This window comes from Johnsonella ignava ATCC 51276, from assembly GCF_000235445.1.
In the GTDB taxonomy this organism is placed as follows: Bacteria; Bacillota; Clostridia; order Lachnospirales; family Lachnospiraceae; genus Johnsonella; species Johnsonella ignava.
Map to the genome: position 1 here is coordinate 268,740 of NZ_JH378829.1, position 26,260 is coordinate 294,999.

The 26,260-nt window shown below is 38.6% G+C and carries 39 protein-coding genes and 1 pseudogene; 1 reads left to right on the forward strand and 39 read right to left on the reverse strand.

Annotated features, from left to right (window positions below):
• Positions 1 to 18: 18 nt before the first annotated feature.
• From HMPREF9333_RS01295 to HMPREF9333_RS13615, 39 genes and pseudogenes are all read right to left on the reverse strand, one after another.
• The gene (locus tag HMPREF9333_RS01295; RefSeq protein ID WP_040882015.1) at positions 19 to 1,665 is read right to left on the reverse strand and encodes a DUF1189 family protein; all 1,647 of its coding nucleotides are present in this window, start codon (positions 1,663 to 1,665) and stop codon (positions 19 to 21) included.
• Positions 1,666 to 1,854: 189 nt separating this feature from the next.
• A complete protein-coding gene (locus HMPREF9333_RS01300; protein ID WP_005539220.1) occupies positions 1,855 to 3,327 on the reverse strand; it encodes a TrkH family potassium uptake protein in 1,473 nt (490 codons plus the stop codon).
• Positions 3,328 to 3,336: 9 nt separating this feature from the next.
• Complete coding sequence (gene trkA, locus HMPREF9333_RS01305) at positions 3,337 to 4,707, reverse strand: Trk system potassium transporter TrkA (protein ID WP_005539221.1); 1,371 nt, start codon at positions 4,705 to 4,707, stop codon at positions 3,337 to 3,339.
• Positions 4,708 to 4,732: 25 nt separating this feature from the next.
• On the reverse strand, positions 4,733 to 5,659 hold the full coding sequence (metA, locus tag HMPREF9333_RS01310) for a homoserine O-acetyltransferase MetA (protein WP_005539222.1): 927 nt from the start codon (positions 5,657 to 5,659) through the stop codon (positions 4,733 to 4,735).
• A 5-nt stretch (positions 5,660 to 5,664) separates the two neighbouring features.
• Complete coding sequence (ligA, locus tag HMPREF9333_RS01315) at positions 5,665 to 7,638, reverse strand: NAD-dependent DNA ligase LigA (RefSeq protein WP_040882084.1); 1,974 nt, start codon at positions 7,636 to 7,638, stop codon at positions 5,665 to 5,667.
• A 190-nt stretch (positions 7,639 to 7,828) separates the two neighbouring features.
• Positions 7,829 to 8,554: a pseudouridine synthase gene (locus tag HMPREF9333_RS01320; RefSeq protein ID WP_005539225.1), complete on the reverse strand. Its 726-nt coding sequence runs from the start codon at positions 8,552 to 8,554 to the stop codon at positions 7,829 to 7,831.
• Between the two features lie 263 nt (positions 8,555 to 8,817).
• Positions 8,818 to 9,354, reverse strand: coding sequence for a bL17 family ribosomal protein (locus HMPREF9333_RS01325; protein ID WP_005539227.1), 537 nt, complete (start codon positions 9,352 to 9,354; stop codon positions 8,818 to 8,820).
• Between the two features lie 139 nt (positions 9,355 to 9,493).
• A complete protein-coding gene (locus HMPREF9333_RS01330; protein ID WP_005539228.1) occupies positions 9,494 to 10,444 on the reverse strand; it encodes a DNA-directed RNA polymerase subunit alpha in 951 nt (316 codons plus the stop codon).
• Between the two features lie 191 nt (positions 10,445 to 10,635).
• Complete coding sequence (gene rpsD, locus HMPREF9333_RS01335) at positions 10,636 to 11,229, reverse strand: 30S ribosomal protein S4 (protein WP_005539230.1); 594 nt, start codon at positions 11,227 to 11,229, stop codon at positions 10,636 to 10,638.
• Positions 11,230 to 11,245: 16 nt separating this feature from the next.
• Positions 11,246 to 11,644, reverse strand: a complete 399-nt coding sequence (gene rpsK, locus HMPREF9333_RS01340; RefSeq protein ID WP_005539232.1) for a 30S ribosomal protein S11 — start codon at positions 11,642 to 11,644, stop codon at positions 11,246 to 11,248.
• 102 nt (positions 11,645 to 11,746) lie between these two features.
• Positions 11,747 to 12,115 carry a 30S ribosomal protein S13 gene (rpsM, locus tag HMPREF9333_RS01345; RefSeq protein WP_005539233.1) on the reverse strand — a complete coding sequence of 123 codons (369 nt, stop codon included), beginning with the start codon at positions 12,113 to 12,115 and terminating at the stop codon, positions 11,747 to 11,749.
• A 39-nt stretch (positions 12,116 to 12,154) separates the two neighbouring features.
• Positions 12,155 to 12,268, reverse strand: coding sequence for a 50S ribosomal protein L36 (gene rpmJ, locus HMPREF9333_RS01350; protein WP_040882016.1), 114 nt, complete (start codon positions 12,266 to 12,268; stop codon positions 12,155 to 12,157).
• A gap of 88 nt (positions 12,269 to 12,356) precedes the next feature.
• On the reverse strand, positions 12,357 to 12,575 hold the full coding sequence (infA, locus tag HMPREF9333_RS01355; protein ID WP_005539235.1) for a translation initiation factor IF-1: 219 nt from the start codon (positions 12,573 to 12,575) through the stop codon (positions 12,357 to 12,359).
• Entirely contained in the window at positions 12,568 to 12,840 is a 273-nt protein-coding gene (locus HMPREF9333_RS01360) for a KOW domain-containing RNA-binding protein (RefSeq protein ID WP_005539237.1), read from the reverse strand. The genes infA and HMPREF9333_RS01360 overlap by 8 nt, the downstream gene beginning before the upstream one ends.
• Before the next feature lie 82 nt (positions 12,841 to 12,922).
• Complete coding sequence (gene map / locus HMPREF9333_RS01365; protein WP_005539238.1) at positions 12,923 to 13,678, reverse strand: type I methionyl aminopeptidase; 756 nt, start codon at positions 13,676 to 13,678, stop codon at positions 12,923 to 12,925.
• Positions 13,678 to 14,325: an adenylate kinase gene (locus tag HMPREF9333_RS01370; protein ID WP_005539239.1), complete on the reverse strand. Its 648-nt coding sequence runs from the start codon at positions 14,323 to 14,325 to the stop codon at positions 13,678 to 13,680. Before HMPREF9333_RS01370 ends, map begins: the two co-directional genes overlap by 1 nt.
• Positions 14,326 to 14,397: 72 nt before the next feature.
• A complete protein-coding gene (gene secY / locus HMPREF9333_RS01375; protein WP_005539241.1) occupies positions 14,398 to 15,714 on the reverse strand; it encodes a preprotein translocase subunit SecY in 1,317 nt (438 codons plus the stop codon).
• A 1-nt stretch (position 15,715) separates the two neighbouring features.
• Positions 15,716 to 16,153, reverse strand: coding sequence for a 50S ribosomal protein L15 (gene rplO / locus HMPREF9333_RS01380; protein WP_005539243.1), 438 nt, complete (start codon positions 16,151 to 16,153; stop codon positions 15,716 to 15,718).
• 56 nt (positions 16,154 to 16,209) lie between these two features.
• Entirely contained in the window at positions 16,210 to 16,392 is a 183-nt protein-coding gene (gene rpmD, locus HMPREF9333_RS01385) for a 50S ribosomal protein L30 (protein ID WP_005539245.1), read from the reverse strand.
• Between the two features lie 16 nt (positions 16,393 to 16,408).
• On the reverse strand, positions 16,409 to 16,918 hold the full coding sequence (rpsE, locus tag HMPREF9333_RS01390; RefSeq protein WP_005539246.1) for a 30S ribosomal protein S5: 510 nt from the start codon (positions 16,916 to 16,918) through the stop codon (positions 16,409 to 16,411).
• A gap of 19 nt (positions 16,919 to 16,937) precedes the next feature.
• A complete protein-coding gene (gene rplR / locus HMPREF9333_RS01395; protein WP_005539247.1) occupies positions 16,938 to 17,306 on the reverse strand; it encodes a 50S ribosomal protein L18 in 369 nt (122 codons plus the stop codon).
• 16 nt (positions 17,307 to 17,322) lie between these two features.
• The gene (gene rplF, locus HMPREF9333_RS01400; protein ID WP_005539249.1) at positions 17,323 to 17,865 is read right to left on the reverse strand and encodes a 50S ribosomal protein L6; all 543 of its coding nucleotides are present in this window, start codon (positions 17,863 to 17,865) and stop codon (positions 17,323 to 17,325) included.
• A gap of 134 nt (positions 17,866 to 17,999) precedes the next feature.
• Complete coding sequence (rpsH, locus tag HMPREF9333_RS01405; RefSeq protein ID WP_005539251.1) at positions 18,000 to 18,401, reverse strand: 30S ribosomal protein S8; 402 nt, start codon at positions 18,399 to 18,401, stop codon at positions 18,000 to 18,002.
• A 63-nt stretch (positions 18,402 to 18,464) separates the two neighbouring features.
• On the reverse strand, positions 18,465 to 18,650 hold the full coding sequence (locus tag HMPREF9333_RS01410) for a type Z 30S ribosomal protein S14 (RefSeq protein ID WP_005539252.1): 186 nt from the start codon (positions 18,648 to 18,650) through the stop codon (positions 18,465 to 18,467).
• A 17-nt stretch (positions 18,651 to 18,667) separates the two neighbouring features.
• Positions 18,668 to 19,210 (reverse strand): 50S ribosomal protein L5, encoded by a 543-nt coding sequence (rplE, locus tag HMPREF9333_RS01415; RefSeq protein WP_005539254.1) that lies wholly within the window; start codon positions 19,208 to 19,210, stop codon positions 18,668 to 18,670.
• A gap of 21 nt (positions 19,211 to 19,231) precedes the next feature.
• The gene (gene rplX, locus HMPREF9333_RS01420) at positions 19,232 to 19,537 is read right to left on the reverse strand and encodes a 50S ribosomal protein L24 (RefSeq protein ID WP_005539256.1); all 306 of its coding nucleotides are present in this window, start codon (positions 19,535 to 19,537) and stop codon (positions 19,232 to 19,234) included.
• A gap of 11 nt (positions 19,538 to 19,548) precedes the next feature.
• Entirely contained in the window at positions 19,549 to 19,917 is a 369-nt protein-coding gene (gene rplN, locus HMPREF9333_RS01425; RefSeq protein ID WP_005539259.1) for a 50S ribosomal protein L14, read from the reverse strand.
• 23 nt (positions 19,918 to 19,940) lie between these two features.
• Positions 19,941 to 20,216: a 30S ribosomal protein S17 gene (rpsQ, locus tag HMPREF9333_RS01430; RefSeq protein WP_040882017.1), complete on the reverse strand. Its 276-nt coding sequence runs from the start codon at positions 20,214 to 20,216 to the stop codon at positions 19,941 to 19,943.
• On the reverse strand, positions 20,216 to 20,422 hold the full coding sequence (gene rpmC, locus HMPREF9333_RS01435) for a 50S ribosomal protein L29 (RefSeq protein WP_005539263.1): 207 nt from the start codon (positions 20,420 to 20,422) through the stop codon (positions 20,216 to 20,218). The genes rpsQ and rpmC overlap by 1 nt, the downstream gene beginning before the upstream one ends.
• A complete protein-coding gene (rplP, locus tag HMPREF9333_RS01440) occupies positions 20,412 to 20,849 on the reverse strand; it encodes a 50S ribosomal protein L16 (protein WP_005539265.1) in 438 nt (145 codons plus the stop codon). Before rplP ends, rpmC begins: the two co-directional genes overlap by 11 nt.
• Positions 20,850 to 20,851: 2 nt before the next feature.
• Positions 20,852 to 21,508: a 30S ribosomal protein S3 gene (rpsC, locus tag HMPREF9333_RS01445; protein ID WP_005539266.1), complete on the reverse strand. Its 657-nt coding sequence runs from the start codon at positions 21,506 to 21,508 to the stop codon at positions 20,852 to 20,854.
• Positions 21,509 to 21,521: 13 nt separating this feature from the next.
• Complete coding sequence (gene rplV / locus HMPREF9333_RS01450) at positions 21,522 to 21,908, reverse strand: 50S ribosomal protein L22 (protein ID WP_005539267.1); 387 nt, start codon at positions 21,906 to 21,908, stop codon at positions 21,522 to 21,524.
• A 30-nt stretch (positions 21,909 to 21,938) separates the two neighbouring features.
• The gene (gene rpsS / locus HMPREF9333_RS01455) at positions 21,939 to 22,217 is read right to left on the reverse strand and encodes a 30S ribosomal protein S19 (protein WP_005539268.1); all 279 of its coding nucleotides are present in this window, start codon (positions 22,215 to 22,217) and stop codon (positions 21,939 to 21,941) included.
• Positions 22,218 to 22,229: 12 nt separating this feature from the next.
• The gene (gene rplB / locus HMPREF9333_RS01460; RefSeq protein ID WP_005539269.1) at positions 22,230 to 23,078 is read right to left on the reverse strand and encodes a 50S ribosomal protein L2; all 849 of its coding nucleotides are present in this window, start codon (positions 23,076 to 23,078) and stop codon (positions 22,230 to 22,232) included.
• A gap of 130 nt (positions 23,079 to 23,208) precedes the next feature.
• On the reverse strand, positions 23,209 to 23,508 hold the full coding sequence (gene rplW / locus HMPREF9333_RS01465) for a 50S ribosomal protein L23 (protein ID WP_005539271.1): 300 nt from the start codon (positions 23,506 to 23,508) through the stop codon (positions 23,209 to 23,211).
• Entirely contained in the window at positions 23,508 to 24,128 is a 621-nt protein-coding gene (rplD, locus tag HMPREF9333_RS01470) for a 50S ribosomal protein L4 (RefSeq protein ID WP_005539273.1), read from the reverse strand. Before rplD ends, rplW begins: the two co-directional genes overlap by 1 nt.
• A 17-nt stretch (positions 24,129 to 24,145) precedes the next feature.
• The gene (rplC, locus tag HMPREF9333_RS01475) at positions 24,146 to 24,826 is read right to left on the reverse strand and encodes a 50S ribosomal protein L3 (RefSeq protein ID WP_005539274.1); all 681 of its coding nucleotides are present in this window, start codon (positions 24,824 to 24,826) and stop codon (positions 24,146 to 24,148) included.
• 59 nt (positions 24,827 to 24,885) lie between these two features.
• Positions 24,886 to 25,203 (reverse strand): 30S ribosomal protein S10, encoded by a 318-nt coding sequence (gene rpsJ / locus HMPREF9333_RS01480; protein ID WP_005539275.1) that lies wholly within the window; start codon positions 25,201 to 25,203, stop codon positions 24,886 to 24,888.
• Positions 25,204 to 25,548: 345 nt separating this feature from the next.
• A pseudogene (locus tag HMPREF9333_RS13615) lies at positions 25,549 to 25,747 on the reverse strand (PLP-dependent transferase); the annotation flags it as partial.
• 183 nt (positions 25,748 to 25,930) lie between these two features.
• Here HMPREF9333_RS13615 and HMPREF9333_RS01485 point away from each other — a divergent pair.
• Positions 25,931 to 26,221 carry a transposase gene (locus HMPREF9333_RS01485; RefSeq protein ID WP_005539276.1) on the forward strand — a complete coding sequence of 97 codons (291 nt, stop codon included), beginning with the start codon at positions 25,931 to 25,933 and terminating at the stop codon, positions 26,219 to 26,221.
• Positions 26,222 to 26,260: the final 39 nt, after the last annotated feature.

Below are 26,260 nucleotides of genomic sequence, written 5' to 3' on the forward strand. Positions count from 1 at the left end.
ATCCGTCTTATAATATTTTTATTTCTCTAAATCTATATTTCCGAAGCTCCAGCCGTCATTCGATTTTAAATCGCCTTTCTTTTGCCTGTCGGCATCACTTTCCGTATCGGGAGCCTGTCCCTTTCTAAGGCTGTCTTCACTTATGCCCGGGTACGGTCCGGCCTGCCCGGCATTATTAAAATCATTCTGCATATGTCCTTGATCCGGTAATCCCCTTGACACATTATACTGTTCCTGTGGATTTTGCCTTTGCCTAGGCTGTCTTCCTGCGGCATTATCAAAGTATTCCTGACCGTAGCCATAGCGTTCCTGCGAACCTCTGTAAGGTCCTCTGCCTATATCCGTCTGTTTGTAAACCGTATTGCCATGTGAATAGTTAAATGTTTTTCCGGTACCCCCCCTGCCCTCTTCATCAGCAGCATCAGGTGAATACCTATTTAGTGTATTATTACCCTCATGACCTGTACGATTATATCCTGACTTTAGGCTCTGTCCCGACTGAACCGAATCATAACCTCTTTTACTATATCCATGACCTGACTGCTGATGATTATATCTGCTGTCATCATATCCCTGCTCCTGATTATAGTATCCCCTGTTATCCCTGTTATCATATCCATCCTGCCGGGGTCTATAATATCCGTCATTATACCCCCGGTCCTGACTGTAATAGTTTTTATCATCATACCCGTCATAGGGCATGCCGTACTCTTTATTATGTCTTGCCGAAGTATCGGGATAATTTCTTCCGTTATAATACTGATCATTACCTGCATAATACTGATCCTTATATCTATATCTTCGATTATCATCGTAATCAGCATACATTTCAGGATTAAATCCATTCTTTTTAAAATCCAATACTGCCAATACAAAAATAAGATAATGTATTACAATTCCGGCAAAAAATACTGTCCTTATCACTAAACCGGTAGGGTTTACCGATATTACGGCACTAAACAGCAGAAATATAATAAAAAATGGAGTTTGTGCATATATATCCATTTTATAAATATCCATATAGTCAAGTCTTTCTCCACATACTGTCGATATAATTGTACCGAAAGCACTGAACATAAGTGAAATAATGCATATATACAAGGTCCATAAAAAACCGAATATAAGAATTAAGACAGCTATAGATAAATACAAATATATATACCATGAATCTATTACTTTAAATATTTCCTCCTTAGAAACAGTATCCTTATGCTCTGAACCTACTTTCATTGTAAGACCTGAATTAGGTGTATGCTTTAAACTGTCCCCCATCTTTATATAGATGTTTTCACTGTCAACAAGTATTACAGAGTCATACTTGTAAATTATATCATAATCACCGGCTCCGGTATCCTGTGTATATACATCTGAAGTACTTATGTATATAAAGACTCCTCCCTCAGCCTTGTTGTCAATTTTTATCTTATCATCAACTTTTAAATGCCCGTTTTCCAGACAGAAATAAGGTGTAACATCAGAAATCCTTTTTGTAAGAACACCAGGCATCAAACCCATCTTTATGATATTTATAATTGAAAAAAGTGTAAATGTAAATATTGTCGTTAAAAAAATATAGCCGAATACACGTCTGCCGTTTTTTTGTGTAAATCTTCTATATGCGTTAAAATTTAAAAATGAACCTGCCAAATCTGAAAAAAATTTCATAATACATATGTCCCTTTACAATTCACTATATAAAAAATCTATAATTAAGTATTGTGAGAATTTACATTTATCCCATACTGACACTATCATATCCTATTATTTCACCATTATCAAGCTAAAACTGCATTTATTGTAAGTTTTTTGGCAAATTAAAAACCTGTATATTTAATCAAAAAATAAAGTATATTTTTATTTTTTAAGTGCATAGTTTTTCTTTTTATAATGCTTAAATACCCATATACTTGGTGAAAACAATAAAAGCAGCGGAAAAAGTTCAAGCCTGCCGGCAAGCATGTCAAATATAAGAACCAGCTTGCTTACAGGAGTAAATACACTGAAATTTCCGGAAGGTCCTACCAGTTCAAGCCCCGGTCCTATATTATTTAAGGTGGCGGCTATACCTGTAAAATTCGTTACCATATCAAGATTATCAAAGGCAAGTATAAACATACTTACACCAAATATAAGAACATAGGTTATAAGATATGCCGCTACGGTTTTTACCGTATCATCATCAACTACATTCTTATCCATCCTTACAAATTTTGCACTTCTAGGATATATTATCTTTGTCATCTCAACGCCTACCATCTTAAAAAGCATTATAATCCTTGATACTTTTATACCGCCTCCTGTACTTCCTGCACATGCTCCTATAAACATAAGCATAACCAGTATAGTCCTTGAAAGCTGCGGCCACAGGTTAAAATCAACTGTCGAATAACCTGTAGTTGTGATTATAGAACCTACCTGAAAAGCACAGTGGCGCAGTGCCTCAACCGGACCTGAATACTGTTTTACTATATTTAGGGTAATTATAGCTATACTTAAAAATATTATTAAAAAATACCACCTTACCTCTTCCATCTTAAAGGCATCACCTTTATTCTTTCCAAGCAGCAGGTAATAGGCATTGAAATTCACTCCGAATAATATCATAAATATAGTTACTGTTGTCTGTATAGGTATACTGTATCCCGCCATGCTGTCATTTTTTATTCCGAATCCGCCTGTACCGGCAGTTCCGAAAGTAATTGTAAGTGCGTCAAAAAAAGGCATCTTAAAAATCAGGAGTATAATAATCTGTAAAAGTGTCATTACAAAGTAAATCATATAAAGTATTTTTGCAGTATCTCTCAGTCTCGGTAGAAGCTTTCCTACAGTAGGTCCCGGGCTTTCTGCACTCATAAGATACATACTGTATCCACCTGCCATAGGCAGGACTGCCAATATAAATACAAATACACCCATACCGCCTATCCAGTGTGTGAAGCTGCGCCACATTATACTGCTTTTATTAAGTGCCTCAATATCGCTCAATATACTTGCACCTGTAGTTGTAAAACCTGACGTGGTTTCAAAAAGTGCATCTATAAAGTTTGGAATATCTTTATTTAACACAAAAGGCATTGCTCCCACTATACTCATTACAATCCAGCTTAAAGCAACACAGGCAAAACCCTCTCTGGCAAAATAAAGCTGATTCTGCGGTTTTTTTCTTGTAAGCAGATATCCCGACACATATGATGTAAGTCCTACTACGGCAAATGAAAAGCCCGCATTCTCCTTGTATATCAAACCTGTAATAAAGGGAATCAGCATAAATATGCCCTCATACTTAAGCACCATGCCAAGTATGTACATAATCATCGGAAAATTCATAAATTAAACCTACCCCTTTATAATATCCTTTATATCTTTAAAACCGCTCAGTAATGTAGTAACTACTATAACATAGTCTTTTTCCAAAATTACGGAACTTCCATTTGGAAAAATAACATCTATTCCCCTTATTATACAGGCTATAAGAACATTATCCTTTGTATCAAGCTTTTCAAGCGGTATACCTATAACCGGCGAACCCGGCTGTATTTTGAACTCAAGTGCCTCCGCCTTCTGGTTTAAGATCCTGTACATGGTCTCAACATTACTTCCCATACCGTTTTGCAATGCCCTTACATAACTTACTATATATTCGGCAGTTATAAATTTAGGATAGATTATACTTCCAAGATCGAAGTTTTCAACTATATCATCAAATGATATACGGTTTATCTTTGTAATCACCTTGGCATCTGTCCTGCTTTTTGCAAAAAGTGAGAGAAATATATTGGCTTCATCTATGCCTGTAAGAGATACAAAGGCACTGCAATAGTCAATCCCTTCTTCTATAAGAACCTCCTGATTTGTTGCATCACCCTGCAGCACATTGAAGCGACCGGTATCACCTAATAATTTTTCAAGCTCTTTTTGGCGTTTTTCATCCTTTTCAATAACAATTATCTTTATACCCGCACTTAAAAGATCTTTTGAAAGATAATGTGCTATCCTTCCTCCTCCCACTATCATAACATCCTTTACCTGATGTGTATTCAGCCCTATATTTTTAAAAAATTGTTTAGAGTTTTCATGAGAAGCAACTATGCTTATAAGATCCTTTTCCTTAAGTATAAAATTACCGTTCGGTATAAATACATTATTACCTCTTTGTACAGTACATACCAGAACCTGTCCCTTTATCTTTTTTGACATATCTGACAGGCACAGATCACAAAGAGGTGAACCCGGTATTATCTTAAACTCAAGCATCTCTACCTTGCCCTTTGAAAATGTATCTATCTTAATAGCTGAAGGAAAACGCAGTATTCTTGCTATCTCCTTAGCTGCAGCATATTCGGGGTTTATAACCATTGAAAGCCCGATTTCTTCTTTAAGGAACATAATTTCATCATTATATATAGGATTTCTCACTCTCGCTATTGTCTTACAGTTTGCGGTTTTTTTTGCTATCATACAGCATAAAAGATTTAATTCGTCCGAATCCGTAACCGCTATAAACATATCCGCAGAATCAACGCCCGCCTCTATCTGTACTTTACGGCTTGCACCGTCGCCGTAATGGACATTTACATCATATGTTTTTCCTATTCTTTTAATAAGATCTTCCTGCCGGTCTATTACCGACAGATCATGTCCCTCAACTACAAGCTGCTCAAGTATAGTTTTTCCAACTTTTCCACAGCCTAATATGACTATTTTCATATATTATTAAAAACCTTTCAAATATTTAAATCCTTTTCTCCATTTCTTTAAGCTCATAGGGGGTATTCTGATAAACATAGAAATTAAGCCAATTCGCATAAAGCGTGTTTGAAAAATTTCTCCATGAAAGTATAGGCTTTTCAAACGGATTGTCATGCTCATAATAGTTTACAGGCAGTTTCGGGTTTAATCCCTTAGCCACATCCCTGTGATATTCATTATTAAGTGTCATGCGGTCATATTCAGGATGTCCTTGTATAAAAACCTTCCTTCCGGCTTTATCAATTAAAAGCAGTATACCGCTCTCATCACTGTCTGCAAGTATACTTAAATCGGAGCAATTCTCTATATCCTCCCTTCTTATCTCAGTATTTCTTGAATGAGGGCAGTATACATAGTCATCCATGCTCCTTATAAGCGGTATTTTCCTGTGCATTGTTCTATGTTTATATACACCTGAAAGTTTCTCTTTCATAGGATATTTCCTTATTCCGTAGTAATAATAAAGCCCTGCCTGTGATGCCCAGCATATATGAAGTGTGGATGTTACCCTTTTTTTGCTCCATTCCATTATACTGCACAGCTCATCCCAGTAATTTACTTCTTCAAATTCCATATGTTCAACAGGAGCACCTGTGATTATCATTCCGTCATAAGCCCTATCCTTTATATCATCAAAATAATTATAAAATTTATTTAAATGGCTCTGACTTGTATTTTTGCTTTTATGTGATTTTATCATTAAAAATGAACAATCCACCTGTAAAGGAGTATTTGACAATGCCCTAAGCAGCTGGGTTTCAGTATCTTCTTTTAAAGGCATTAAGTTTAATATAAGTATCTGAAGCGGTCTTATATCCTGTGTGTCAGCTCTTGTTTCATCCATTACAAATATATTTTCTGATTCAAGCACAGCCTTTGCAGGAAGCTCATTTTGTATTTTTATAGGCAATTTGGCTATCTCCTTGTATTTAATAAATTTAAAAATTCTTCTTCTGTAATTATACTTACTCCAAGCTCAACGGCTTTTTTGTTTTTTGAAGAAGTTGAAGATATATCATTATTTATAAGATAGGCTGTTGAAGCACTTACCGATGAACTTACTTTGCCTCCACTATTTTCTATAATTTCCTGGAGTTTTTTACGGTTTTCAAATTTTTGTGTTTTTCCGGTTATAACAAAGGTTTTTCCTGCTATATTTTCATTGTATGTACCGCTCTTTTGGACTTTCTCTATCTCAATACAGGATAAAAGCCTATCAAGCCTGAGTATATTTTCACTGTTTGAAAAATATTCCTCTATAGCCGATGCAAGTACACTGCCTATACCGTCGATTTCAGTAAGTTCTTCTTTTTTTGCATTTTTTATACGCTCAAGATCAAAATCAAAATGGCTGCTCAGTATTTTTGCGTTTGAAAGTCCTATGCCGGTTATCCCAAGCGAGTATAAAAGTCTCGGCAAGGTTGTATGTGATGCCTTTTGTATGGCGGCTTCAAGATTTTCATAAGATTTTTCTCCAAAGCCTTCCATAGCTACTATTTCATCCTTATGTCTTGAAAGCTTAAATATATCAGAAGCTTCCTTTATAAAACCGAGTGATATAAATTTTTCAAGGGTTTTTTCAGAAAGTCCGTCTATATTTAACGCATCTCTTCCGGCAAGCAAAGCAAATCCCTTTATATGCCTTATAGGACATTCTTTATTTGTACAGTGCACTGTTTTTACATCCGCCTCCTGTTTTATTTTAGGCTTATGTCCGCATGCAGGGCATAAATCCGGAGGCTTGATACTTCCTGAACCCGTAAGATTTTTTGCTATCTGGGGTATGATCATATTCGCCTTATAAACACTTATTATATCACCCTTTCCAAGCTTTAACCCTTCAACCATACTTAAATTATGTACGCTTGCACGGCTTACAGTAGTCCCTTCAAGCTCAACCGGTTCAAATATTGCTATAGGATTTATAAGCCCGGTTCTTGACGGACTCCATTCTATATCTAAAAGTTTAGTTTCTTTAAGTTCATCAGACCATTTAAATGCTATGGAATTTCTAGGAAATTTTGATGTGCTGCCAAGGGATTTTCCATACTCTATATCATCATATATAAGTACAAGCCCGTCTGATGGCAGATTGTTTTTTTCTATTCTATTTTCAAAATTTTTAATATCGGTTTCAATACTTTTTGCTTCTGTCATTATATATTCAACTGTATCAAAACCTCTGTCTTTAAGCCATTGCATCTGTACATCTATTGAATTTTTAAAATCGACGCCCTGTGCAGATACCAGCGTAAATGCATAAAAGTAGACAGATCGGCTTGCAGTTATTTCAGGATTAAGCTGTCTTACCGAACCTGAACATAAATTTCTTGGATTCTTATACTTTGCATCAAGATCGGGAATCTGTTCATTTATTCTGTCAAAATCCGAATAACTTATAACTGCCTCTCCTCTTAATATAAGCTCCTTATTAAAATCAATTTTAACAGGTATATTTTTAAAATTTCTGGCATTATCCGTTATTACCTCTCCTACTATGCCGTTCCCTCTTGTAACCGCATTTTTAAGGATACCTCCGTCATAGTTAAGCACTATTGTAAGCCCGTCAAGCTTCCATGAAAGCAAAGCTTTCTCACTTCCAAGCCATCCTTTAAGATCTTCTACGCTTTTTGTCTTGTTCAGTGAAAGCATAGGTGTATCATGCTCCTTTTTAGGGAGTGATTCCAAAACCTCATAACCCACTTTCTGAGTAGGTGATGCTGAAAGTACGATGCCGGATTTTTTTTCAAGCATTAAAAGCTCATCATAGAGCCTGTCATACTCATAATTATCCATTATTTCAATATTTTTTTTATAATATGCCTCGGAAGCCTTGTTTAACAATGCTATAAGCTCCCTCATTCTTTTAAACGGTGCCGTTTCCGGCATAGCTGTATTTATGCTCGTATAATCAGCGTTTCCATCGTCATAGTTATCCATATCTGTGCAATGACCTTCCTTTCCCTGACGGCAAACTCTTATAGCTGCCGTAATTTATATAATTATTCCGGTCAATATATCATTTTCATATTTTACTGTTTGATTTAACTGTTTTGTCAGCTGCTTTATTTTAATTGCTTTATGTTAACTGTTTTATTTTATAATCTTGAATATGCTTTATCTCATCAGAGCCGAGCCTTCTCCATTCACCGGATTTTAAGGCTCCAAGCCTTATATTCATAATTCTCGTCCGTTTAAGGTCTGTAACTTTATATCCCAATTCTGCACACATACGCCTTATCTGTCTGTTAAGACCCTGTGTAAGAATTATTACAAAGCTTTTTTCCCCCCTTTTTTTTACAATACATTTACGGGTTTTTACCTTAAGTTCATGCAAATAAACTCCTGCACTCATTTTTTTTATAAAATTATCATCTATGCATTTATTAACTGTAACAAAGTATTCCTTATCATGGCAGTTTGCCGCTTTCATAATCCTGTCGGCAAGCTCCCCCTGATTAGTCATAAGTATAAGCCCTGTAGACTCTTTGTCAAGTCTGCCTATGGGGTATATCCTTAACGGATAGCCAATATAGTCCACTATATTCAATGCTCTGTCATTATCAGTGGTAGTGCATACTATACCCTTAGGTTTATTAACTGCTATAACTACTTTTTCAGGCTTTTTATCACTGCCGAAGTTTCCTATAAGGTTTCCGTTTAGATATATTTTATCACCATCTTTTAAAATAGCTCCAACATCGGCAATTTTTAAATCTATGTTTACCTTTCCGGCTTTTATAAGCCTGTCAGCTTCACGCCTTGAGCATATACCTATATCCGCCAGATATTTATTTATACGCATAATTTTTTCGTCCGTCTTAATTTCTTAAATATGCAGCAGTGCAAACATCTACATAATAATATTAATACAATATAACAAGAGAAGCATAAAACTGCTCCCCTCTAAAAATATATTATATCAGCTGATGTCAATATAAAAAATATCCCTGCCGAAGCTCCCGGCAGAGATAAACTTTAATTCAAAAACAATTATATTAAATCCGCTATTTAAAGCAAAGATACTAACCTGCTTGTTCAAAACCTGCCCAACGCTTTATTTAAAGCTTAAACAAATTCAAGCACTACCTCCATAGCGGCATCGCCTTTACGCTGTCCTATCTTAATTACTCTTGTATATCCGCCTTTCCTGTCGGCATATTTAGGTCCGTACTCATCAAAGAGCTTTGCAGCAAGGTCGATTTTTTTTGTATTTCTTTTCCTTTTAGCCGCTTCTTTAGGAACAAAGGTCGGAACATAAAGTACAGAATAAATTTTCCTTCTGGCATTAAGTCTTGAAGGCTTGTCCTTTTTGATTTCCTTATCAACCTCATCATAGACAGTACGTCTCTTGCCGTCTATAACCTCCTTAACTCTCTTGCCGTCAGCATCCTTTCTTGCAACCTTAGCTTTGATGCTTACAGTCTCATAATTATCCCTCTCCTTTACAGCAAGTGCAATTAGAGATTCAACTATCTTTCTTACCTCTTTTGCTCTTGCCTGGGTAGTAACAATCTTACCGTGCTGGATAAGTGCTGTCGCCTGATTCCTAAGCAGTGCCTTTCTCTGGCTTGATGTCAGCGAAAGCTTCTTTTTTCTTGGCATTTATTTTTCCTCCATTCATGGAAGTACATACAGGCTCATCGGACTTAGTGTATGTACAAAGATATTTTCCTTAGAGACCTCTAAAATATAATATTTTATAAGTCTCTAAACGCTGTATTTTATAATAATGTAAATCTAATTAATTATCTTCCTGTTTCAGAGAAAGCCCGAGATCTTTAAGTTTTGCAAGAACCTCCTCAAGCGATTTGCGCCCGAGATTTCTTACTTTCATCATATCCTCAGGTGTTTTATCGCAAAGCTCCTCAACAGTATTTATGCCTGCCCTTTTAAGACAGTTATAGGAACGTACTGAAAGCTCCAGCTCATCAATATTCATCTCAAGAGCTTTCTCTTTACCGTCTTCCTCTTTTTCAACCATTATTTCAGCAGTTTTTGCATTTTCAGAAAGATTAATAAACAAATTCAGGTGTTCACTTAAAACCTTTGCAGCAAAACTTACTGCCTCATCAGGCATCATAGCACCATTCGTATATACATCAAGCGTAAGTTTATCGTAATCCGTCATCTGCCCGACACGAGTATTTTCAACAAGAAGGTTTACTCTCTCAACAGGTGTATATTCAGAATCAACCGCTATAACACCTATAGGCAGATCGCTGTTTTTATTTTTATCAGCACCTACATACCCTCTACCGTTTGTTATAGTAAGTTCCATATTAAACTTTACATCACTTACAGTAGCTATAATCTGATCTTTATTTATTATTTCAATTTCAGGACCGCACTTGATGTCCGCTGCCGTAACTACGCCATCACCGTCAAACTCAATGTAAGCGGTAACCGGCTCATCGCTCCTGCCGTTATTTTTAATGACAAGGCTTTTAATGTTCATTATTATCTCAGTTACGTCTTCTTTTACACCCTCAATAGTTGAAAACTCATCACGAACACCCTCAATCTTTACCTGACTTACAGCAGTACCCGGCAGTGAAGACAGCATAATTCTTCTGAGTGAATTTCCAAGTGTAGTACCATATCCCCTTTCAAGCGGTTCACATATAAACCTGCCGAAAGTATTGTTTTCTGAAATCTCTGCAATCTCTATATTTGGTTTTTCAAAATCGAACACTTAATTTCCTCCTTTTTATGTTGTAATAAACAATGCCGACAAAACAGCAAAGACTCCGCTTCAAAGCTTAAATAAACTTAAGTTTAAAGAAAATATACCGTCTGTCTTATACTGCTCTGCCATCAGGTGGACAAAAGCCCGGAAATGCCGGCACGCAAAAACATACCATGCATAAACCTGCTGTATTGTTATTACTTGGAGTACAACTCGACTATAAGAAGTTCATCTACCGGAACATCTATCTCTTCCCTTGTAGGAAGTGCCTTGATATTTCCTTTAAGTGCCTCAAGATCCGCCTCAAGCCATGAAGGAGTCATACGACCTCCGGTCTGTTCTGCAATCTCCTTATATCTTGTGGAAGATTTTACACTCTCTTTTATTTCAATCACATCCCCTGCCTTTACAAGATATGAGGGGATATTTATACATTTACCATTTACAAGCACATGCTTATGGTCAACTATCTGGCGTGTTTCACGCCTGGTTCTGCCGAAGCCCATACGAAAAACTACATTATCAAGCCTTCTTTCAAGAAGTATCATAAGGTTTTCACCTACCTGACCTCTCATCCTTGAAGCCTTTGCATAATAATTTCTGAACGGTTTTTCAAGCACTCCGTAGATAAATTTGGCTTTCTGCTTTTCTTTAAGCTGATTGCCGTACTCACTTAATTTTCTATTGGCTCTTTTTAAATTTCTATTTGATTTCTTATCGATACCGATATATACTGGATCAAGACCGAGTGATCTGCATCTTTTAAGAACGGGAACTCTATTAACTGCCACTTTAAATACCTCCTGATTAGACCCTTCTGCGTTTTGGCGGACGACATCCGTTATGCGGTACCGGAGTTACATCCTTTATACTTGTTACTTCTATTCCACAGGCAGCAAGAGCACGTATTGCAGCCTCTCTTCCTGAACCCGGACCCTTTACCATAACGTCTACATACCTAAGTCCATGTATTAAGGCTGCCTTTGCAGCAGTTTCAGCAGCTATTGATGCTGCATACGGAGTAGATTTCTTTGAACCTCTAAATCCAAGACCACCGGCACTTGCCCATGACAATGCATTGCCCTGAGTATCAGTCAATGTAACTATTGTATTATTAAATGATGACTGTATATGAGCCTGTCCGCGTTCAACGTTTTTCTTAATGCGTTTTTTACTCACCCTTTTGGTGGACGCTTTGTTTGCCATCTAAACTAACCTACTTTCTTTAAACTAAAACAACTTACGTTCCTGTTTTTAAAACATGCAACGTTTAGCATTTTTGTAAAATAATTATATTTTTAATTAAGTTTATTTTTTCTTGTTTGCAACTGTCTTTCTGGGACCTTTACGGGTTCTTGCATTCGTCTTTGTTTTTTGTCCACGCACAGGCAGACCTTTTCTATGACGTATGCCCCTGTAACAGCCGATTTCCTGAAGCCTCTTTATGTTTAGAGCGATTTCCCTGCGCAAATCACCTTCAACCGTCTGGCTTTCAGATATAACGGCGGCTATCTTTTTCACCTCGTCATCCGTCAGATCCTTAACTCTTGTATCCGGACTAACGGCAGCCTCTGAAAGTATGCGTCTTGAACTTGGCACACCTATACCATAGATGTAAGTCAAGCCAATCTCTACACGTTTCTCTCTCGGTAAATCAACACCAGCTATACGAGCCATGTTCTATGTATTCCTCCTTATTTTTCTCTTTTTATAACACTAACCCTGTCTTTGTTTGTGCTTAGGGTTTTCACAGATTACTCTGACAGCCCCTTTTCTCTTAATAATTTTGCACTTTTCACAAATGGGTTTAACCGAAGATCTAACCTTCATTTTAATTCTCCTTTCCCCTATTTTGACAAAGTCGCCAAAATATTATACCACTTTGATGTGCCTTTATCAAGCTGTTTTTAGTGGTACTTTACTTATCACGCCATATTATCCTGCCCTTTGACAGGTCATATGGAGACAGTTCTATGGTTACTTTATCTCCCGGTAAAATCCGTATATAATTCATACGAAGTTTTCCGCTTATATGTGCAAGTACCTGATGCCCGTTTTCAAGTTCAACCTGAAACATGGTATTAGGCAGTTTTTCTATTACTACTCCTTCAATTTCTATAACGTCTGATTTAGACATCCATTACCTCCAAATGTCTCAGGAAATATTTAATTTCCTCGTCCGTGATGCTATTTGAAAGCACTCTGCCTGCAAAATCGGCATCACCGTGTTTTAAAATCCTTATGTGCTTTATACTTTTCTTTTTAGGCAGTTCAAACTTTCTTTTCTTTCCATCGCAAAGCCATACAAAACCCTTGTCCGCCTCTATTATGATATATGACCTGTCCTTATCATGACCTGCTTTTGAAACTGCCGCAGCTCCGATTATATTGTTTTCAGTCATAAACTCTCCTGTATCCGTGCTTAATCTGCCGACAAATTATTTAAAACAGTATTTTACGGTCGATAAAATTTCACAGCCTGCACTATTTTATAAGTGATAAAATTTCACAACCTTCATTTGTTATAAGTACAGTATTCTCATAATGTGCCGAAAGCGAGCCGTCAGCGGTTACAACTGTCCAGTTGTCGCCAAGCCACTCTACTTCAGGTCTGCCCACATTTATCATAGGCTCTATGGCAAATGTCATACCCGGTTCCAGTTTTATACCGTTGCGGTTCATCCTGAAATTGGGTATATCCGGAGATTCATGAAGTTTGGTTCCTATACCGTGCCCCACAAGATCCCTTACAACACCGTATCCGAAGCTTTCTGCATACTCGCCTATGGCAGAACATATATCATTCAGATGGTTTCCCGGCTTGCAAAATTCAATTCCTTTAAAAAATGACTCTCTTGTAACTTCTATAAGTTTTGCAGCCTCATCACTTACTTTTCCTACGGCATGTGTCCTTGCCGCATCCGAATGATACCCTTTCCAAATGACGCCTGCATCAAGACTGACTATATCGCCTTCTTTTACAATGCGTTTTTTAGAGGGTATGCCATGCACCACCTCATCATTTAATGAAATGCATATTGAACCCGGAAACCCGTTGTAGTTAAGAAATGACGGTACACAACCATATGATCTTATAATCTCATCAGCTATTTTATTTATATCATAAGTTGATATACCCGGTTTTAATACAGTTTCCAGCTCATCATGAGTTTTTGCCAGTATCTCACCGGCTTTTTTCATGAGTTCAATTTCTCTTGCAGATTTTATAGTAACTGACATTACTTATCTCCCAATATAGAAATTATATCTGCAAAGACCTTGTCCATATCCTTTGTTCCGTCAACCGTCCTGAGTATACCCGCTTTTTTATAATAATCAATAAGCGGCTTTGTATGCTCATGATAAACCTCAAGCCTTTTTTTAACGGTTTCAGGCTTATCATCATCTCTAAGTACAAGCTCATGGCTGCATCCGTCACATATATCTTCTTTTTTAGGAGGATTGAAGCTCACATGGTAGGTTGCACCGCAATTAAGACAGGCACGCCTTCCTGACATACGTTTTATAATATTTTCATCCGGAACATCTACATCTATGGCAAAATCAATTTTTTCTGAAATTTCCTTAAGTACCTTGTCAAGGCTCTCAGCCTGCGGTATATTTCTTGGAAATCCGTCAAGTATAAAGCCTTTTTTACAATCCTGCTCATGTATTCTGTCAATAAGCATGCCTATGGTAACTTCATCAGGGACAAGCTCCCCCTTATCCATATAGGACCTCGCTTTAACACCGAGCTGTGTTCCCGCCTTAATGTTTGCTCTGAAAATATCTCCTGTTGAAATATGCGGTATTGAATATTTTTCTGCAATTTTCTTAGCCTGCGTACCTTTTCCGGCACCGGGGGCTCCAAGCATAACAATCTTCATAAAACCCTCCATGTTATTAAATTAAAAATTTTACTTAAAGGAGATACTTATGGCAGCATCTCCTTTAAGAGATTATTCCGATAAAAATCCCTTGTAGTTTCTTACAAGCATCTGCGATTCTATCGCTTTTATTGTTTCAAGTATTACACCGACTATAATTATAAGTGAAGTCCCCGTAAATGAAAGTCTGCTTACTTTAAATACTCCTGATATTATAAGCGGAATCACACATACTATTACAAGACCTGCAGCACCTATAAATATAATATAGTTTAAAATCTTTGTAAGATACTCGGTGGTCGGCTTTCCCGGTCTTACAAACGGTATCATACCACCCTGTTTCTTCATGTTGTTTGCTATCTCAAGAGGATTAAACGTAATTGAGGTATAAAAATATGCAAACAGCACTATAAGCACTATGTAGAGCAATGCTCCAAGTGTATATACAGGAGATGTCATATCAAACCAGCTGCCTGAATTTAAAAATTTAACAATCTTACCCGGTATACCTGTCTGTAATGCAGGTACAAACTGTGATATTGCCACCGGAAATGACATGATTGATGAAGCGAATATTACAGGGATAACATTGGCAGTATTTACCTTAAGCGGTATATATGAAGACTGTCCGCCTACAAGCCTGCGCCCCTGTGTCTTTGCCGAATACTGTACAGGAATACGTCTTTCGGCATCCTGAAGTATTATTACAAATACTACCATTACAAGTATACATGCCGCTATCACAAGCCCTGCAACCACCATTACGGCAACTGATTTACCCTTTATAAATACATTATAAAGCTCCGAAAGATCAGCCGGCAGTGATGAGATAATATTAAAAAGAAGCACTATTGAGATACCGTTTCCGACACCCTTTTCAGTAATCCTCTCGCCTATCCACATAAGGAATGCACTTCCCGCAGTCATAGCACATACGGCAACTATCACGCTTCTCGGAGTAAAGTTAAACAAAAGCCCCTGACGTCCGAAACCTACAGACAGTGCAACCGACTGTGCAAGTGCAAGTGCCACCGTAAGGTAGCGTGTATATTCCATTATCTTTTTTCTGCCATCCTCACCTTCCCTTTGCATCTCTTCAAGCTTCGGTATGGCTATAGTCATAAGCTGCATTATGATTGAGCTTGTAATATAGGGGGTGATACTAAGTGCAAGAACACTCATCTGTTCAAATGAGCCTCCGGTAAGAGCATTTACAAATCCAAATGCATTGCCCTGCTGCTGTGATATAAAATCACGGAGAAACTTGTTGTTCACACCCGGAATTGTAAGATTGCTGCCAAGACGTATTACAATAAGCATAGCAAAGGTATAAAAAAGTTTTTTCCTCAAATCCTTTACTTTAAAAGCATCTCTAAGTGTGCTTAACATATTATACCACCTCGCAGGTTCCGCCGGAAGCTTCTATCTTTGATTTCGCACTTTCACTGAATGCGTGAGCCTTGACATTGAGTTTTTTTGTCAGCTCGCCGTTTCCAAGGATTTTTAAGCCGTCTCTTTCTTTTTTAATAATACCGGCTTCTATAAGCAGCTTGGCAGTTACTTCACTGCCATTGTCAAAGCATTCAAGTTTTGAAACATTTACACCCACTATATCCTTTGAGTTGCGGTTTTTAAAACCTCTCTTAGGGATACGTCTGTATAAAGGCATCTGACCGCCTTCAAAGCCGGGTCTTGTGCCGCCTGAGCGTGCTTTCTGTCCCTTATGTCCCTTTCCTGCCGTTTTGCCGTTGCCTGAACCATGTCCACGGCCACGTCTGAAACTGTTATGCTTAGAGCCTTCAGCCGGTCTTAAATTAGATAAATCCATGACTGTACCTCCATTCTTTAATTGTAATGCTGCCCGTAGAAGGGCAGAGTGTCCTGCTATATCTCTTCTACCTTTACAAGATGTTTTACATGCCAGATCATGCCTCTTACAGCATCATTATCAGGCTTTTCAACTGTCTTGTTAAGTTTCCTGAGCCCAAGTGCCTCAACGGTTGCCTTATGCTTAGGAATCGCTCCGATAGGAGATTTAACTAAAGTAATTTTTAATTTTCCTGCCATTTTCTCTCCTTTCAGACTATCCAAGTATATCTGCTACCGATTTGCCTCTGAGCCTTGCAACTTCTTCAGGTGTTTTTAAAGAAGTAAGCCCCTGTAATGTGGCATAAACTACATTAGTTTTATTATTTGAACCAAGTGATTTTGTACGGATATTTTTAATTCCGGCAAGCTCTGCAACTGCACGCACCGGACCTCCGGCTATTATACCGGTACCTTCAGGTGCTCTCTTAAGCAGAACATTTGCACTGCCGAATTTCCCTACAAAGTCATGCGGTATACTTCTGTTTTCATCTATATTTATTTCAACAAGCGACTTTGTTGCAGTTTCCTTACCTTTTCTTATAGCCTCGGGAACTTCTCCTGCTTTGCCGAGTCCCACGCCGACATGCCCATTGCCGTCTCCTACAACTACAAGAGCAGAAAACCTCATTGTACGTCCGCCTTTTACGGTTTTTGAAACACGTTTTATGGCTACAACCTTGTCATTTAATTCAAGGGCAGCCGGATCTATAAATGTACGTTTCATTTATTAAACTCTCCTCCTGTTAGAACTGCAGTCCTGCCTCACGTGCGGCATCCGCAAGTGCCTGAACCTTACCCTGGTAAAGGTATCCGCCCCTGTCAAAGACAACTTTTTCAATACCCTTTTCAATTGCTCTTTTGGCAACAAGTGTACCTACACGTGCCGCAGCATCGACATTGTTGGTTTTTTCAATTTCCGATTTTAATTCTTTTTCAATTGTTGAAGCACTTGCAATTGTATTACCAACCGTATCGTCAATAATCTGAGCGTACATATGGTTGTTGCTTCTAAATACCGCTAAACGCGGTCTGTCCGTCGTTCCTTCTAAACGGCTGCGCATCCTTCTATGCTTTTTAGCACGAACTTCGCTTCTGGTCTTTTTGCTAACCACTATCCTACCCTCCTAATTATTTTTTACCGGTCTTACCGACTTTACGTCTTATTACTTCACCAGCGTACTTGATACCCTTGCCCTTATACGGCTCAGGTCTTCTCTTATCTCTTATTTCCGCTGCAAACTGGCCTACTTTTTCCTTGTCTATGCCCTGTACTTTTATAATATTGGTTCCGTCAAGCACTGTGGTTATGCCCTCAGGGTCCTGCATCTCAACCGGATGAGAATAGCCAAGTGAAAGGACAAGCTTTTTACCCTGTTTTTGTGCCCTGTAACCGACACCGTTCACCTCAAGTACCTTTTCAAATCCATCTGTAACGCCAACAACCATATTGTTTAAAAGGGTTCTTGAAAGTCCATGAAGTGCTTTCATCCTTTTAAGGTCATTCGGCCTTGAAACCAGTATATTTCCTTCTTCCTGCTTTATCTCCATACCTGCCGGAAATACTCTTTCAAGCGTTCCTTTAGGTCCTTTGACAACTACATGGTTATCTTCACCTATAGTTACCGTTACTCCCGAAGGTACAGCCACCGGCTGTTTACCTATACGTGACATCCTTTTCCTCCTTAAATTATTCACGGATTTTTCCGTGTTTTCAGGTGTTTATTTTTATTTAACTTTATAATTTTTCTTTGCAGAATGCTGCATTTAATACCGCAATTATGTGATGGCAAAGCGGTATATCATAATTACCATACAAATGCGAGTACTTCTCCGCCTACACCGAGACGGCGTGCCTCTTTGTCAGTGATAACACCCTGATTTGTTGAAATTATGGCAGTTCCAAGTCCTCCAAGTACCCTTGGAAGTTCTTCTTTTCCTGCATAGATGCGGAGTCCCGGCTTTGAAATCCTTTTTAATCCGCTTATAATTCTCTCTTTTTTATCAGCACCGTATTTAAGTGTAATACGAATTACTGTAAAACCGCCTTCTTCAATGAGCTCGTATTTTCTTATATATCCTTCTTCCAAAAGTATGCTTGCAATAGCAGTTTTCATCCTTGAGGAAGGTATACTTACCACATCATGCTTTGCAGTATTGGCATTACGTATTCTTGTAAGCATATCTGCAATAGGATCGCTCAATGTCATGGAATATTGCCTCCTTATTTTTTATATTGCAATAACTGAAAATGTATATTTGTTTTAAGCCTGTTACCAGGATGCCTTCTTTACACCCGGTATCTGCCCTTTGTATGCAAGCTCTCTGAAGCATATTCTGCATATACCGTATTTCCTGAGATAAGCATGCGGACGACCGCATATTTTGCACCTGCTGTACTGTCTTGTGCTGAATTTTGCAGGACGTGCCTGTTTAATCTTCATTGCAGTTTTTGCCATATTATCTTATCCTCCTCCTAGTTTTTGAAAAATGGCATATTAAATAATGCCAGAAGTTCACGTGCTTCTTCATCGCTTTTAGCAGTGGTAACGAATATTATATCCATTCCCCTTATTTTATCAATCTTATCATATTCTATCTCAGGGAATATAAGCTGCTCTTTAATACCGAGTGCATAATTTCCTCTGCCGTCAAATGAATTAGGATTGACGCCTCTAAAGTCGCGAACCCTAGGAAGTGCCAGATTTATAAGGCGGTCTGCAAACTCATACATCTTGTTCCCTCTTAAGGTTACTTTGCAGCCTATAGGCATGCCTTCCCTAAGCTTGAAATTTGCTATTGATTTTTTTGACTTTGTTATTACGGCTTTTTGACCGGAGATGATTTCAAGATCTCTTACAGCTGCATCAAGAATCTTAACATTGTCTTTTGCTTCTCCGACTCCCATATTTATGACTATCTTGTCAAGTTTCGGAATCTGCATGGGATTCTTATATCCGAATTTTTCTCTAAGTTTAGGTACAATTTCGTCTTTATAAAGTTCCCTTAATCTTGCCAATTTAACTTCCTCCTCTCCGTATTATCCGATAACCTTGCCGGTTTTTTTAGCTATTCTTACCTTTTTGCCGTCTTCTATCTTAAAGCCGACTCTTGTGGGCTGTCCGTCAACAAGCAGCATAACATTTGAGATATCTATGCTGCCTTCCTGATTTATAATTCCCCCGTTCTGATGTTTCATACCGGGTTTTGTATGCTTTAACTGCATATTGCAGCCCTGCACCACTACTCTGTGCTTTTTAACATCAACCTTAAGCACTTTGCCGGATTTGCCCTTGTCTTTTCCTGTTATGATTTTTACCAAATCATCTTTTTTTATTTTCTGCACGGCTCTACCTCCTATAATACTTCCGGAGCAAGGGATACTATCTTCATAAACTGTTTCTCACGAAGCTCCCTGGCAACCGGTCCGAAGATACGTGTTCCCCTCGGGGTTTTATCCTCTTTTATTATTACTGCCGCATTTTCGTCAAATCTGATATAGGAACCGTCTCTACGGCGTGTACTGTTTACAGTACGCACTACAACAGCCTTAACTACATCGCCTTTCTTTACAACGCCTCCCGGTGTTGCATCTTTGACCGAAGCAACGATTATATCGCCTATATAAGCATATCTTCTTCTTGAGCCGCCCATAACTCGAATACAAAGGAGTTCCTTCGCACCGGTATTATCTGCAACCCTCAAGCGTGTTTCCTGCTGAATCATCCCTGATACTTCCTCCTGTGAGTTTATTTAGCTTTCTCAATTATCTCAACCAGGCGCCATCTTTTATCCTTTGAAAGCGGTCTGGTTTCCATTATTTTTACGGTATCTCCTTCTGTACATTCATTTTTTTCATCATGTGCCTTGAATTTTACCGTCTGTTTTACAATTTTTCCATAAAGCGGGTGCTTTACATGGTCCTCTATAGCAACTGTGATGGTTTTATCCATCTTATTGCTGACAACCTTGCCGATACGTGTTTTCCTAAGATTTCTCTCTGCCACTTTATCTCCTTCCTGCATTAAGCCATTTTTGAATTTTCGGTTATAATAGTCTGTATTCTGGCTATATTTCTGCGTACCTCTGCGATCCTTGAGGTGTTGTTAAGCTGGCTGGTTGCATTCTGAAACCTGAGATTAAAAAGTTCTTTTTTTGCCGAAACCAGCTCTTCTTTTAATTCCTGCACGGATTTTGACCTTAACTCTTCAATATACTTATTAGCTTTCACTCTTATCACCGCCTTCTAATTCAGCTTTTGAGGCTATTTTGCATCTGCATGGAAGTTTGTGCATAGCAAGGCGGAGGGCTTCTTTTGCAACCTCCTCAGTTACTCCAGCTATCTCAAACATAACACGTCCCGGTCTTACAACGGCAACCCAATATTCCGTTGAGCCTTTTCCTGAACCCATCCTGGTTTCGGCAGGTTTTGTAGTAACAGGCTTATCAGGGAATATTTTTATCCATACCTTTCCTCCACGCTTTATATAACGTGTCATAGCAACACGGGCTGCTTCTATCTGATTTGATTTTATCCAGCACGGATCAAGTGCTATAAGACCGTACTCACCGTTTGAAATAGTATTTCCTCTAAGTGCACGACCTGACATCGAACCACGGAACTGTTTTCTGTGTTTTACTCTTTTAGGCATTAACATAATCAGTCTACGCCCCCTTCCTTATTTTCTTTTACAGGAAGAATTTCTCCATTATATATCCAAACCTTAACACCTACCTTTCCGTAAGTGGTATCGGCCTCTGCAAAACCGTAATCTATATCTGCACGCAGTGTCTGAAGCGGTATTGTACCTTCTGCATAAAACTCGGTACGTGCCATATCGGCACCTCCAAGTCTTCCTGAACATGAAGCCTTAATTCCTAAAACTCCCGCTTTCATGCTTCTTCCCATAGTTGATTTCATCGCCCTACGGAATGCCACCCTGTCTTCAAGCTGTCTTGCTATGCTTTCAGCTACAAGCTGTGCATCTTTTTCAGTTCTTTTAACTTCCTTTATATCTATAAATATCTTTTTGTCGGTAAGTTTTGCTATACGGGTCTTAAGCTTTTCAATGCCTGCACCCTGTTTTCCTATGACAATTCCGGGTTTTGCCGTATGTATTATTATCTTTACCTTGTCTGAGGCACGTTCTATCTCTACATGGGAAATTCCTGAATCATAAAGCTCCTTTTTAAGGAATTTCCTTATATTATAATCCTCTACAAGGAGATCGGCAAAATCAGCTTCTGCATACCATCTGGAATCCCAGCCTTTTATTACTCCGACTCTTAAACCATGCGGATTAACTTTCTGTCCCATCTTTGCCTCCTTATTATCTTTCGTCAAGCACAACAGTGATATGACTCATTCTTTTTTCTATACGATAAGCCCTGCCCTGTGCTCTTGGTTTTATTCTTTTCATTATAGGTCCTGAGCCTGCAAAACACTCAGCTATATATAAATTTTCAGCATTTAAATCATTATTATTTTCAGCATTTGCTATGGCTGATTTTAAAAGCTTTTCTATAAGCCTTGAAGCATATCTCGGATTATATCTGAGTATACCGAGTGCCTGCTGCACACCCTTGCCTCTTATAGCATCGAGAACGAAGCATGCTTTCTGAACTGATACCCTCGCATAAGAAAGCTTTGCCGAAGGCCTTGTATCCTTTTTTTCATTTCTTTCTCTTTTAATCTGGGATCTGTGTCCTTTTGCCATAAATAAACCTCCCTTCAAACCTTTCTTAACTTATCTTGATGCTTTCTTATCATCTGCCTTATGACCCCTGTAAGTCCTTGTGGCAGCAAACTCACCGAGTTTATGGCCTACCATATCTTCCGTTACATATACCGGAACATGCTTTCTTCCGTCATGTACTGCAAATGTATGACCTACAAACTCGGGAAAGATGGTTGAACGACGGGACCATGTTTTTATAACGCTCTTCTGACCTGATTTATTTAACTGCTCAACCTTCTTTAATACATGGCGGTCTGCAAACGGACCTTTTTTAAGTGAACGTGACATCTGGCTTCCTCCTTATTTTGAAGTACCCTTACCATCACGTCTTCTGATGATAAGCTTGCTTGAGTGTTTCTTATTATTTCTTGTCTTAAGACCGAGAGCCGGTTTGCCCCACGGTGTACAAGGACCCGGACGACCTATTCCGGTCTTTCCTTCACCACCGCCGTGCGGATGGTCATTCGGATTCATAACAGAACCACGAACCGTAGGTCTTATACCCATATGGCGTTTTCTTCCCGCCTTACCTATTTTTATAAGTGCATGATCCGCATTTCCAACAACACCTATGGTTGCACGGCAGTTTATAGGAACCATACGCATCTCATTTGAAGGCAGACGCAGTGTAGCATATTTACCTTCCTTTGCCATAAGCTGTGCAGAATTTCCTGCCGAACGTGCAATCTGTGCACCTCTGCCCGGATAAAGCTCTACATTGTGTACAAGTGCTCCTATAGGTATAAGTGAGAGCGGCAGGCAGTTTCCTAATTTTGCTTCCGCATTTTCACCGCTTACAATCTTCATGCCTACAGTAAGACCCTCCGGTGCTATAATATAGGCTTTTTCACCGTCAATATAGGAAATAAGCGCTATATTTGCCGATCTGTTCGGATCGTATTCTATTGCTTTGACAATTGCCGGAATTGAATCTTTTGATTTTCTTTTGAAATCAATAATTCTATATTTTCTCTTGACTCCGCCTCCACGATGTCTTACCGTTATTTTTCCCTGATTATTTCTTCCCGCTTTTTTCTTAAGTGGAGCTACAAGCGTTTTCTCAGGAGTATCCTTTGTGATCTCCGTATAATCAGAACCGGTCATATTACGCCTGGAAGGGGTATATGGTTTGTATTTTTTAATTCCCATTATATTCTCCTTTTATGCCATACTGTATAAAACAGTATCGCTTCGTTTTTATCACGGTTTCTCCCGTATAATGTACGGCTTTTATTTAAAAGTAGGGCGATTATAATCCCTAATATATTTAAAAGCCGAATTATAATCCTTCAAACAGCTCTATTTCCTTACTGTCTGATGCAAGCTTTACTATAGCTTTTTTCTTTTTTGATGTAAATCCGCTTTTATTGCCACGGCGTTTTTCTTTTCCTTTAAGGTTCATGGTGTTTACCTTTTGCACCTTTGTTCCCGGAAACATCTTCTCAATCGCTTCTCTTATCATTATCTTGTTTGAATCAGGATGTACAAGAAATGTATAGCTCTTTGAAGACATGCCTGCCATGCTTTTTTCTGAAATGACAGGTGAGAGTATTACGTCATAATATTTTATATCAGCCATTATGCATACACCTCCTCTATCGTATTTACAGCAGCCTTTGAAGCTACAACGGTATTATATTTAAGAATATCATACACATTTATAGTATTTGGAGATGCGGTTTTTACACCTCTTATATTCCTTGCAGAAAGAACTGTGTTTGTTTCATTTTCAGATGTAACTATAAGAGCCTTTGAAACCTTAAGGTTTGTCAAAGCCGCTACCATCTTCTTTGTTTTAATCTCATCCATCTTAAAGTCATCAACTACTATAAACTTATTGTCATTTACTCTGCTTGTAAGAGCACTTTTAAGTGCAAGCCTTCTCTCCTTTTTATTAAGCTTTATGCTGTAATCTCTGGGAGTGGGAGCAAATACTACTCCACCGCCTTTCCACTGCGGTGATCTTATAGAACCCTGTCTTGCATGTCCGGTTCCCTTTTGTCTCCACGGCTTTCTTCCGCCGCCTCTTACTTCACCTCTGGTTTTTGCCTTCTGTGTTCCCTGGCGCTTATTGGCAAGGTGCGCAACAACTGCCATGTGTACAATATGTTCATTAACTTCAATGCCAAAAATCGCATCATTTAATTCCATATCGCCCACTTCTTTGCCTTCTATGTCATAAACAGATACTTTAGCCATCTGTGCGTCCTCCTTTCCTAAGCCTTTGCCTTAACTGCTTCTTTTATTATTACAAGTGTTTTCTTAGGTCCCGGTACAGAACCTTTTACAATTATGAGGTTTTCTTCCTTATCAACTCTCACTACCTCAAGATTCTGTATTGTAACCCTTTCACATCCCATATGTCCGGGCATTCCCTTACCTTTAAACACACGGCTCGGACTTGAGGTTGAACCGTTTGAACCCTGATGACGATGGAACTTTGAACCGTGAGACATAGGACCTCTATGCTGACCGTATCTTTTTATAGTTCCCTGGAAGCCTTTACCCTTTGAAACTGCACTTGCATCGACTTTATCTCCGGCAGCAAATATATCAGCTTTGATCTCATCCTTTACTGAATATTGATCTGAATTCTCTAATTTAAATTCTTTAAGAAATCTTCCAACCGGATAAACTTCTCTCTTTTTATTCCCTTTTTCAATGGTTTCTTTTGTAATACCTGCCTTGTCAAGATGTCCTGAACGAGGTTTATTTACAAGTTTTGTACGGATCTGTCCATAAGCCAGCTGCACTGAATCATACCCGTCATTTTCTTTGGTTTTAACCTGTGTAACCACACATGGTCCTGCCTTAAGCACGGTAACCGGTACTAATGTACCCGCATCATTAAAAATCTGAGTCATACCGAGCTTTTTAGCGAGTATTGCCTTCTTCATTTTTTTCCTCCTGGTTTTATTCTACAGCGGAGCATTTTCATGCTCATTCTAGAGCAGGATTATCTACTCTTCATTTTAATATCGACATGAACACCTGCCGGCATCTCAAGACGTGATAATGAATCAATTGTCTTTTGTGTCGGTGTGAGCACGTCTATAAGTCTTTTATGGGTTCTTTGTTCAAACTGTTCCCTTGAATCTTTGTACTTATGAACCGCTCTAAGTATAGTTACCACTTCCTTTTTAGTAGGCAGCGGCACCGGTCCTGAAACCTTTGCTCCGCTCCTTTTAACAGTATCAACTATCTTGGCTGCCGAGCTGTCCACCAGCTGATGGTCATAAGCCTTTAATATGATCCTCATTACTTCAGTTGCCATAAAAAAAGTCGCCTCCTTTTCGCACTTTTAAAAAAGTTCGACAAGCGGTGACTGTACACTCTGCCGTGTGTGTCGATATTTGGACTAAACACACTATGCTCCTTACGGAGCCCTATCTTTTCAGGTACAGTGACTTGTCGCCAGTTTATAGTAACATGACTTTCGCTCCACGGAAAACCCCATCCCAACAGGAACGGCAACCTCACGCTTCACAGCTATCAATGCCACAGCTCCGTAAGAATAACATATATTTAAACGGATTGCAAGTATTTTTTACTTTGGCTTTCGTCCACCCTGGAATTTCTCGCTGTATTTTTCCAAATCAAAGTTACCCGAGCCTACAACTACAACGCCTTCAAGCTGACATATTTTATTTACTACGGCATTATTTGTAGGATTGGCAAGTCTTGTTATAGAAATAGCATAAAGCTTTTAGTTCAAACAAAATACTCATCTGCTGTGATAATTCATACTTATAAGTTGTAAACTGTACTATTGGAACTACTCTTGATTTTCCATTCTTAGATTCATAACCACCTTGTACGTTTTTCTCAACTCCTGTGCACTCTTCTCAACTCCTGTGCATTCTTCTCAACTCCTGTGCATTCTTCTCAACTCTTGCACATTTTAACAGGCTGTTGTTTCTACCTCTGGAGTGGTAGCATTTAAGTAGAGTTGGTAAACTCACCAAATCTATGGTATTATTAAAAACACAGAGGTGATCAAAATGCAATACGACAAAACTTTTAAAGAAGAGGCTGTTAAGCTATCCGATGAAATTGGTCTTAATGCCGCTGCTAACCAACTCGGTATTCCTTATTACACCCTTTCGGGCTGGCGTAATAAACGTAAAAAATATCAGGAAACCGCATATGTTGGAAGCGGTAACAAACGTTTATCTAATGATGCCAAGGATCAAAAGATATGCGAGCTTGAAAAAGAGGTCTTAGAACTTCAACGGTCTAATGACATTCTTAAAGAGGCTCTCGGTTTTTTCGCCGTAAGCCGGAAGAAATAAAGGCTCATTACCGTTATCAGTTCATTTATGACAAGCACA

What these genes read in the sequence shown, in the direction of transcription:
- rpsC (WP_005539266.1), bottom strand. Translation starts at nt 21,508, where the DNA reads ATGGGACAGAAAGTTAATCCGCATGGTTTAAGAGTCGGAGTAATAAAA.
- rpsK (WP_005539232.1), bottom strand. Translation starts at nt 11,644, where the DNA reads ATGGCAAACAAAGCGTCCACCAAAAGGGTGAGTAAAAAACGCATTAAG.
- infA (WP_005539235.1), bottom strand. Translation starts at nt 12,575, where the DNA reads ATGTCTAAATCAGACGTTATAGAAATTGAAGGAGTAGTAATAGAAAAA.
- HMPREF9333_RS01320 (WP_005539225.1), bottom strand. Translation starts at nt 8,554, where the DNA reads ATGCGTATAAATAAATATCTGGCGGATATAGGTATATGCTCAAGGCGT.
- HMPREF9333_RS01300 (WP_005539220.1), bottom strand. Translation starts at nt 3,327, where the DNA reads ATGAATTTTCCGATGATTATGTACATACTTGGCATGGTGCTTAAGTAT.
- HMPREF9333_RS01485 (WP_005539276.1), top strand. Translation starts at nt 25,931, where the DNA reads ATGCAATACGACAAAACTTTTAAAGAAGAGGCTGTTAAGCTATCCGAT.
- ligA (WP_040882084.1), bottom strand. Translation starts at nt 7,638, where the DNA reads ATGCCGGAAACGGCACCGTTTAAAAGAATGAGGGAGCTTATAGCATTG.
- rpsJ (WP_005539275.1), bottom strand. Translation starts at nt 25,203, where the DNA reads ATGGCAACTGAAGTAATGAGGATCATATTAAAGGCTTATGACCATCAG.
- trkA (WP_005539221.1), bottom strand. Translation starts at nt 4,707, where the DNA reads ATGAAAATAGTCATATTAGGCTGTGGAAAAGTTGGAAAAACTATACTT.
- map (WP_005539238.1), bottom strand. Translation starts at nt 13,678, where the DNA reads ATGTCAGTTACTATAAAATCTGCAAGAGAAATTGAACTCATGAAAAAA.
- rplF (WP_005539249.1), bottom strand. Translation starts at nt 17,865, where the DNA reads ATGTCACGTATAGGTAAACAGCCGGTGGCTGTACCTTCGGGAGTAACG.
- rplD (WP_005539273.1), bottom strand. Translation starts at nt 24,128, where the DNA reads ATGGCTAAAGTATCTGTTTATGACATAGAAGGCAAAGAAGTGGGCGAT.
- rpsS (WP_005539268.1), bottom strand. Translation starts at nt 22,217, where the DNA reads ATGTCACGTTCACTTAAAAAAGGTCCGTTTGCAGACCGCCATGTATTA.
- rplC (WP_005539274.1), bottom strand. Translation starts at nt 24,826, where the DNA reads ATGAAGAAGGCAATACTCGCTAAAAAGCTCGGTATGACTCAGATTTTT.
- HMPREF9333_RS01360 (WP_005539237.1), bottom strand. Translation starts at nt 12,840, where the DNA reads ATGACTGAAAACAATATAATCGGAGCTGCGGCAGTTTCAAAAGCAGGT.
- rpsM (WP_005539233.1), bottom strand. Translation starts at nt 12,115, where the DNA reads ATGGCTCGTATAGCTGGTGTTGATTTACCGAGAGAGAAACGTGTAGAG.
- rplP (WP_005539265.1), bottom strand. Translation starts at nt 20,849, where the DNA reads ATGTTAATGCCTAAAAGAGTAAAACACAGAAAACAGTTCCGTGGTTCG.
- rpsQ (WP_040882017.1), bottom strand. Translation starts at nt 20,216, where the DNA reads ATGCAGGAAGGAGATAAAGTGGCAGAGAGAAATCTTAGGAAAACACGT.
- secY (WP_005539241.1), bottom strand. Translation starts at nt 15,714, where the DNA reads ATGTTAAGCACACTTAGAGATGCTTTTAAAGTAAAGGATTTGAGGAAA.
- rplV (WP_005539267.1), bottom strand. Translation starts at nt 21,908, where the DNA reads ATGGCAAAAGGACACAGATCCCAGATTAAAAGAGAAAGAAATGAAAAA.
- HMPREF9333_RS01295 (WP_040882015.1), bottom strand. Translation starts at nt 1,665, where the DNA reads ATGAAATTTTTTTCAGATTTGGCAGGTTCATTTTTAAATTTTAACGCA.
- rpsH (WP_005539251.1), bottom strand. Translation starts at nt 18,401, where the DNA reads ATGACATTGAGCGATCCTATTGCAGATATGCTTACAAGAATACGTAAT.
- HMPREF9333_RS01370 (WP_005539239.1), bottom strand. Translation starts at nt 14,325, where the DNA reads ATGAAGATTGTTATGCTTGGAGCCCCCGGTGCCGGAAAAGGTACGCAG.
- rpmD (WP_005539245.1), bottom strand. Translation starts at nt 16,392, where the DNA reads ATGGCAGGAAAATTAAAAATTACTTTAGTTAAATCTCCTATCGGAGCG.
- HMPREF9333_RS01325 (WP_005539227.1), bottom strand. Translation starts at nt 9,354, where the DNA reads ATGCCAAGAAAAAAGAAGCTTTCGCTGACATCAAGCCAGAGAAAGGCA.
- rplW (WP_005539271.1), bottom strand. Translation starts at nt 23,508, where the DNA reads ATGGCTGATATAAAATATTATGACGTAATACTCTCACCTGTCATTTCA.
- rplB (WP_005539269.1), bottom strand. Translation starts at nt 23,078, where the DNA reads ATGGGAATTAAAAAATACAAACCATATACCCCTTCCAGGCGTAATATG.
- rpsE (WP_005539246.1), bottom strand. Translation starts at nt 16,918, where the DNA reads ATGAAACGTACATTTATAGATCCGGCTGCCCTTGAATTAAATGACAAG.
- rplN (WP_005539259.1), bottom strand. Translation starts at nt 19,917, where the DNA reads ATGATTCAGCAGGAAACACGCTTGAGGGTTGCAGATAATACCGGTGCG.
- HMPREF9333_RS01410 (WP_005539252.1), bottom strand. Translation starts at nt 18,650, where the DNA reads ATGGCAAAAACTGCAATGAAGATTAAACAGGCACGTCCTGCAAAATTC.
- rplO (WP_005539243.1), bottom strand. Translation starts at nt 16,153, where the DNA reads ATGGATTTATCTAATTTAAGACCGGCTGAAGGCTCTAAGCATAACAGT.
- rpmJ (WP_040882016.1), bottom strand. Translation starts at nt 12,268, where the DNA reads ATGAAGGTTAGATCTTCGGTTAAACCCATTTGTGAAAAGTGCAAAATT.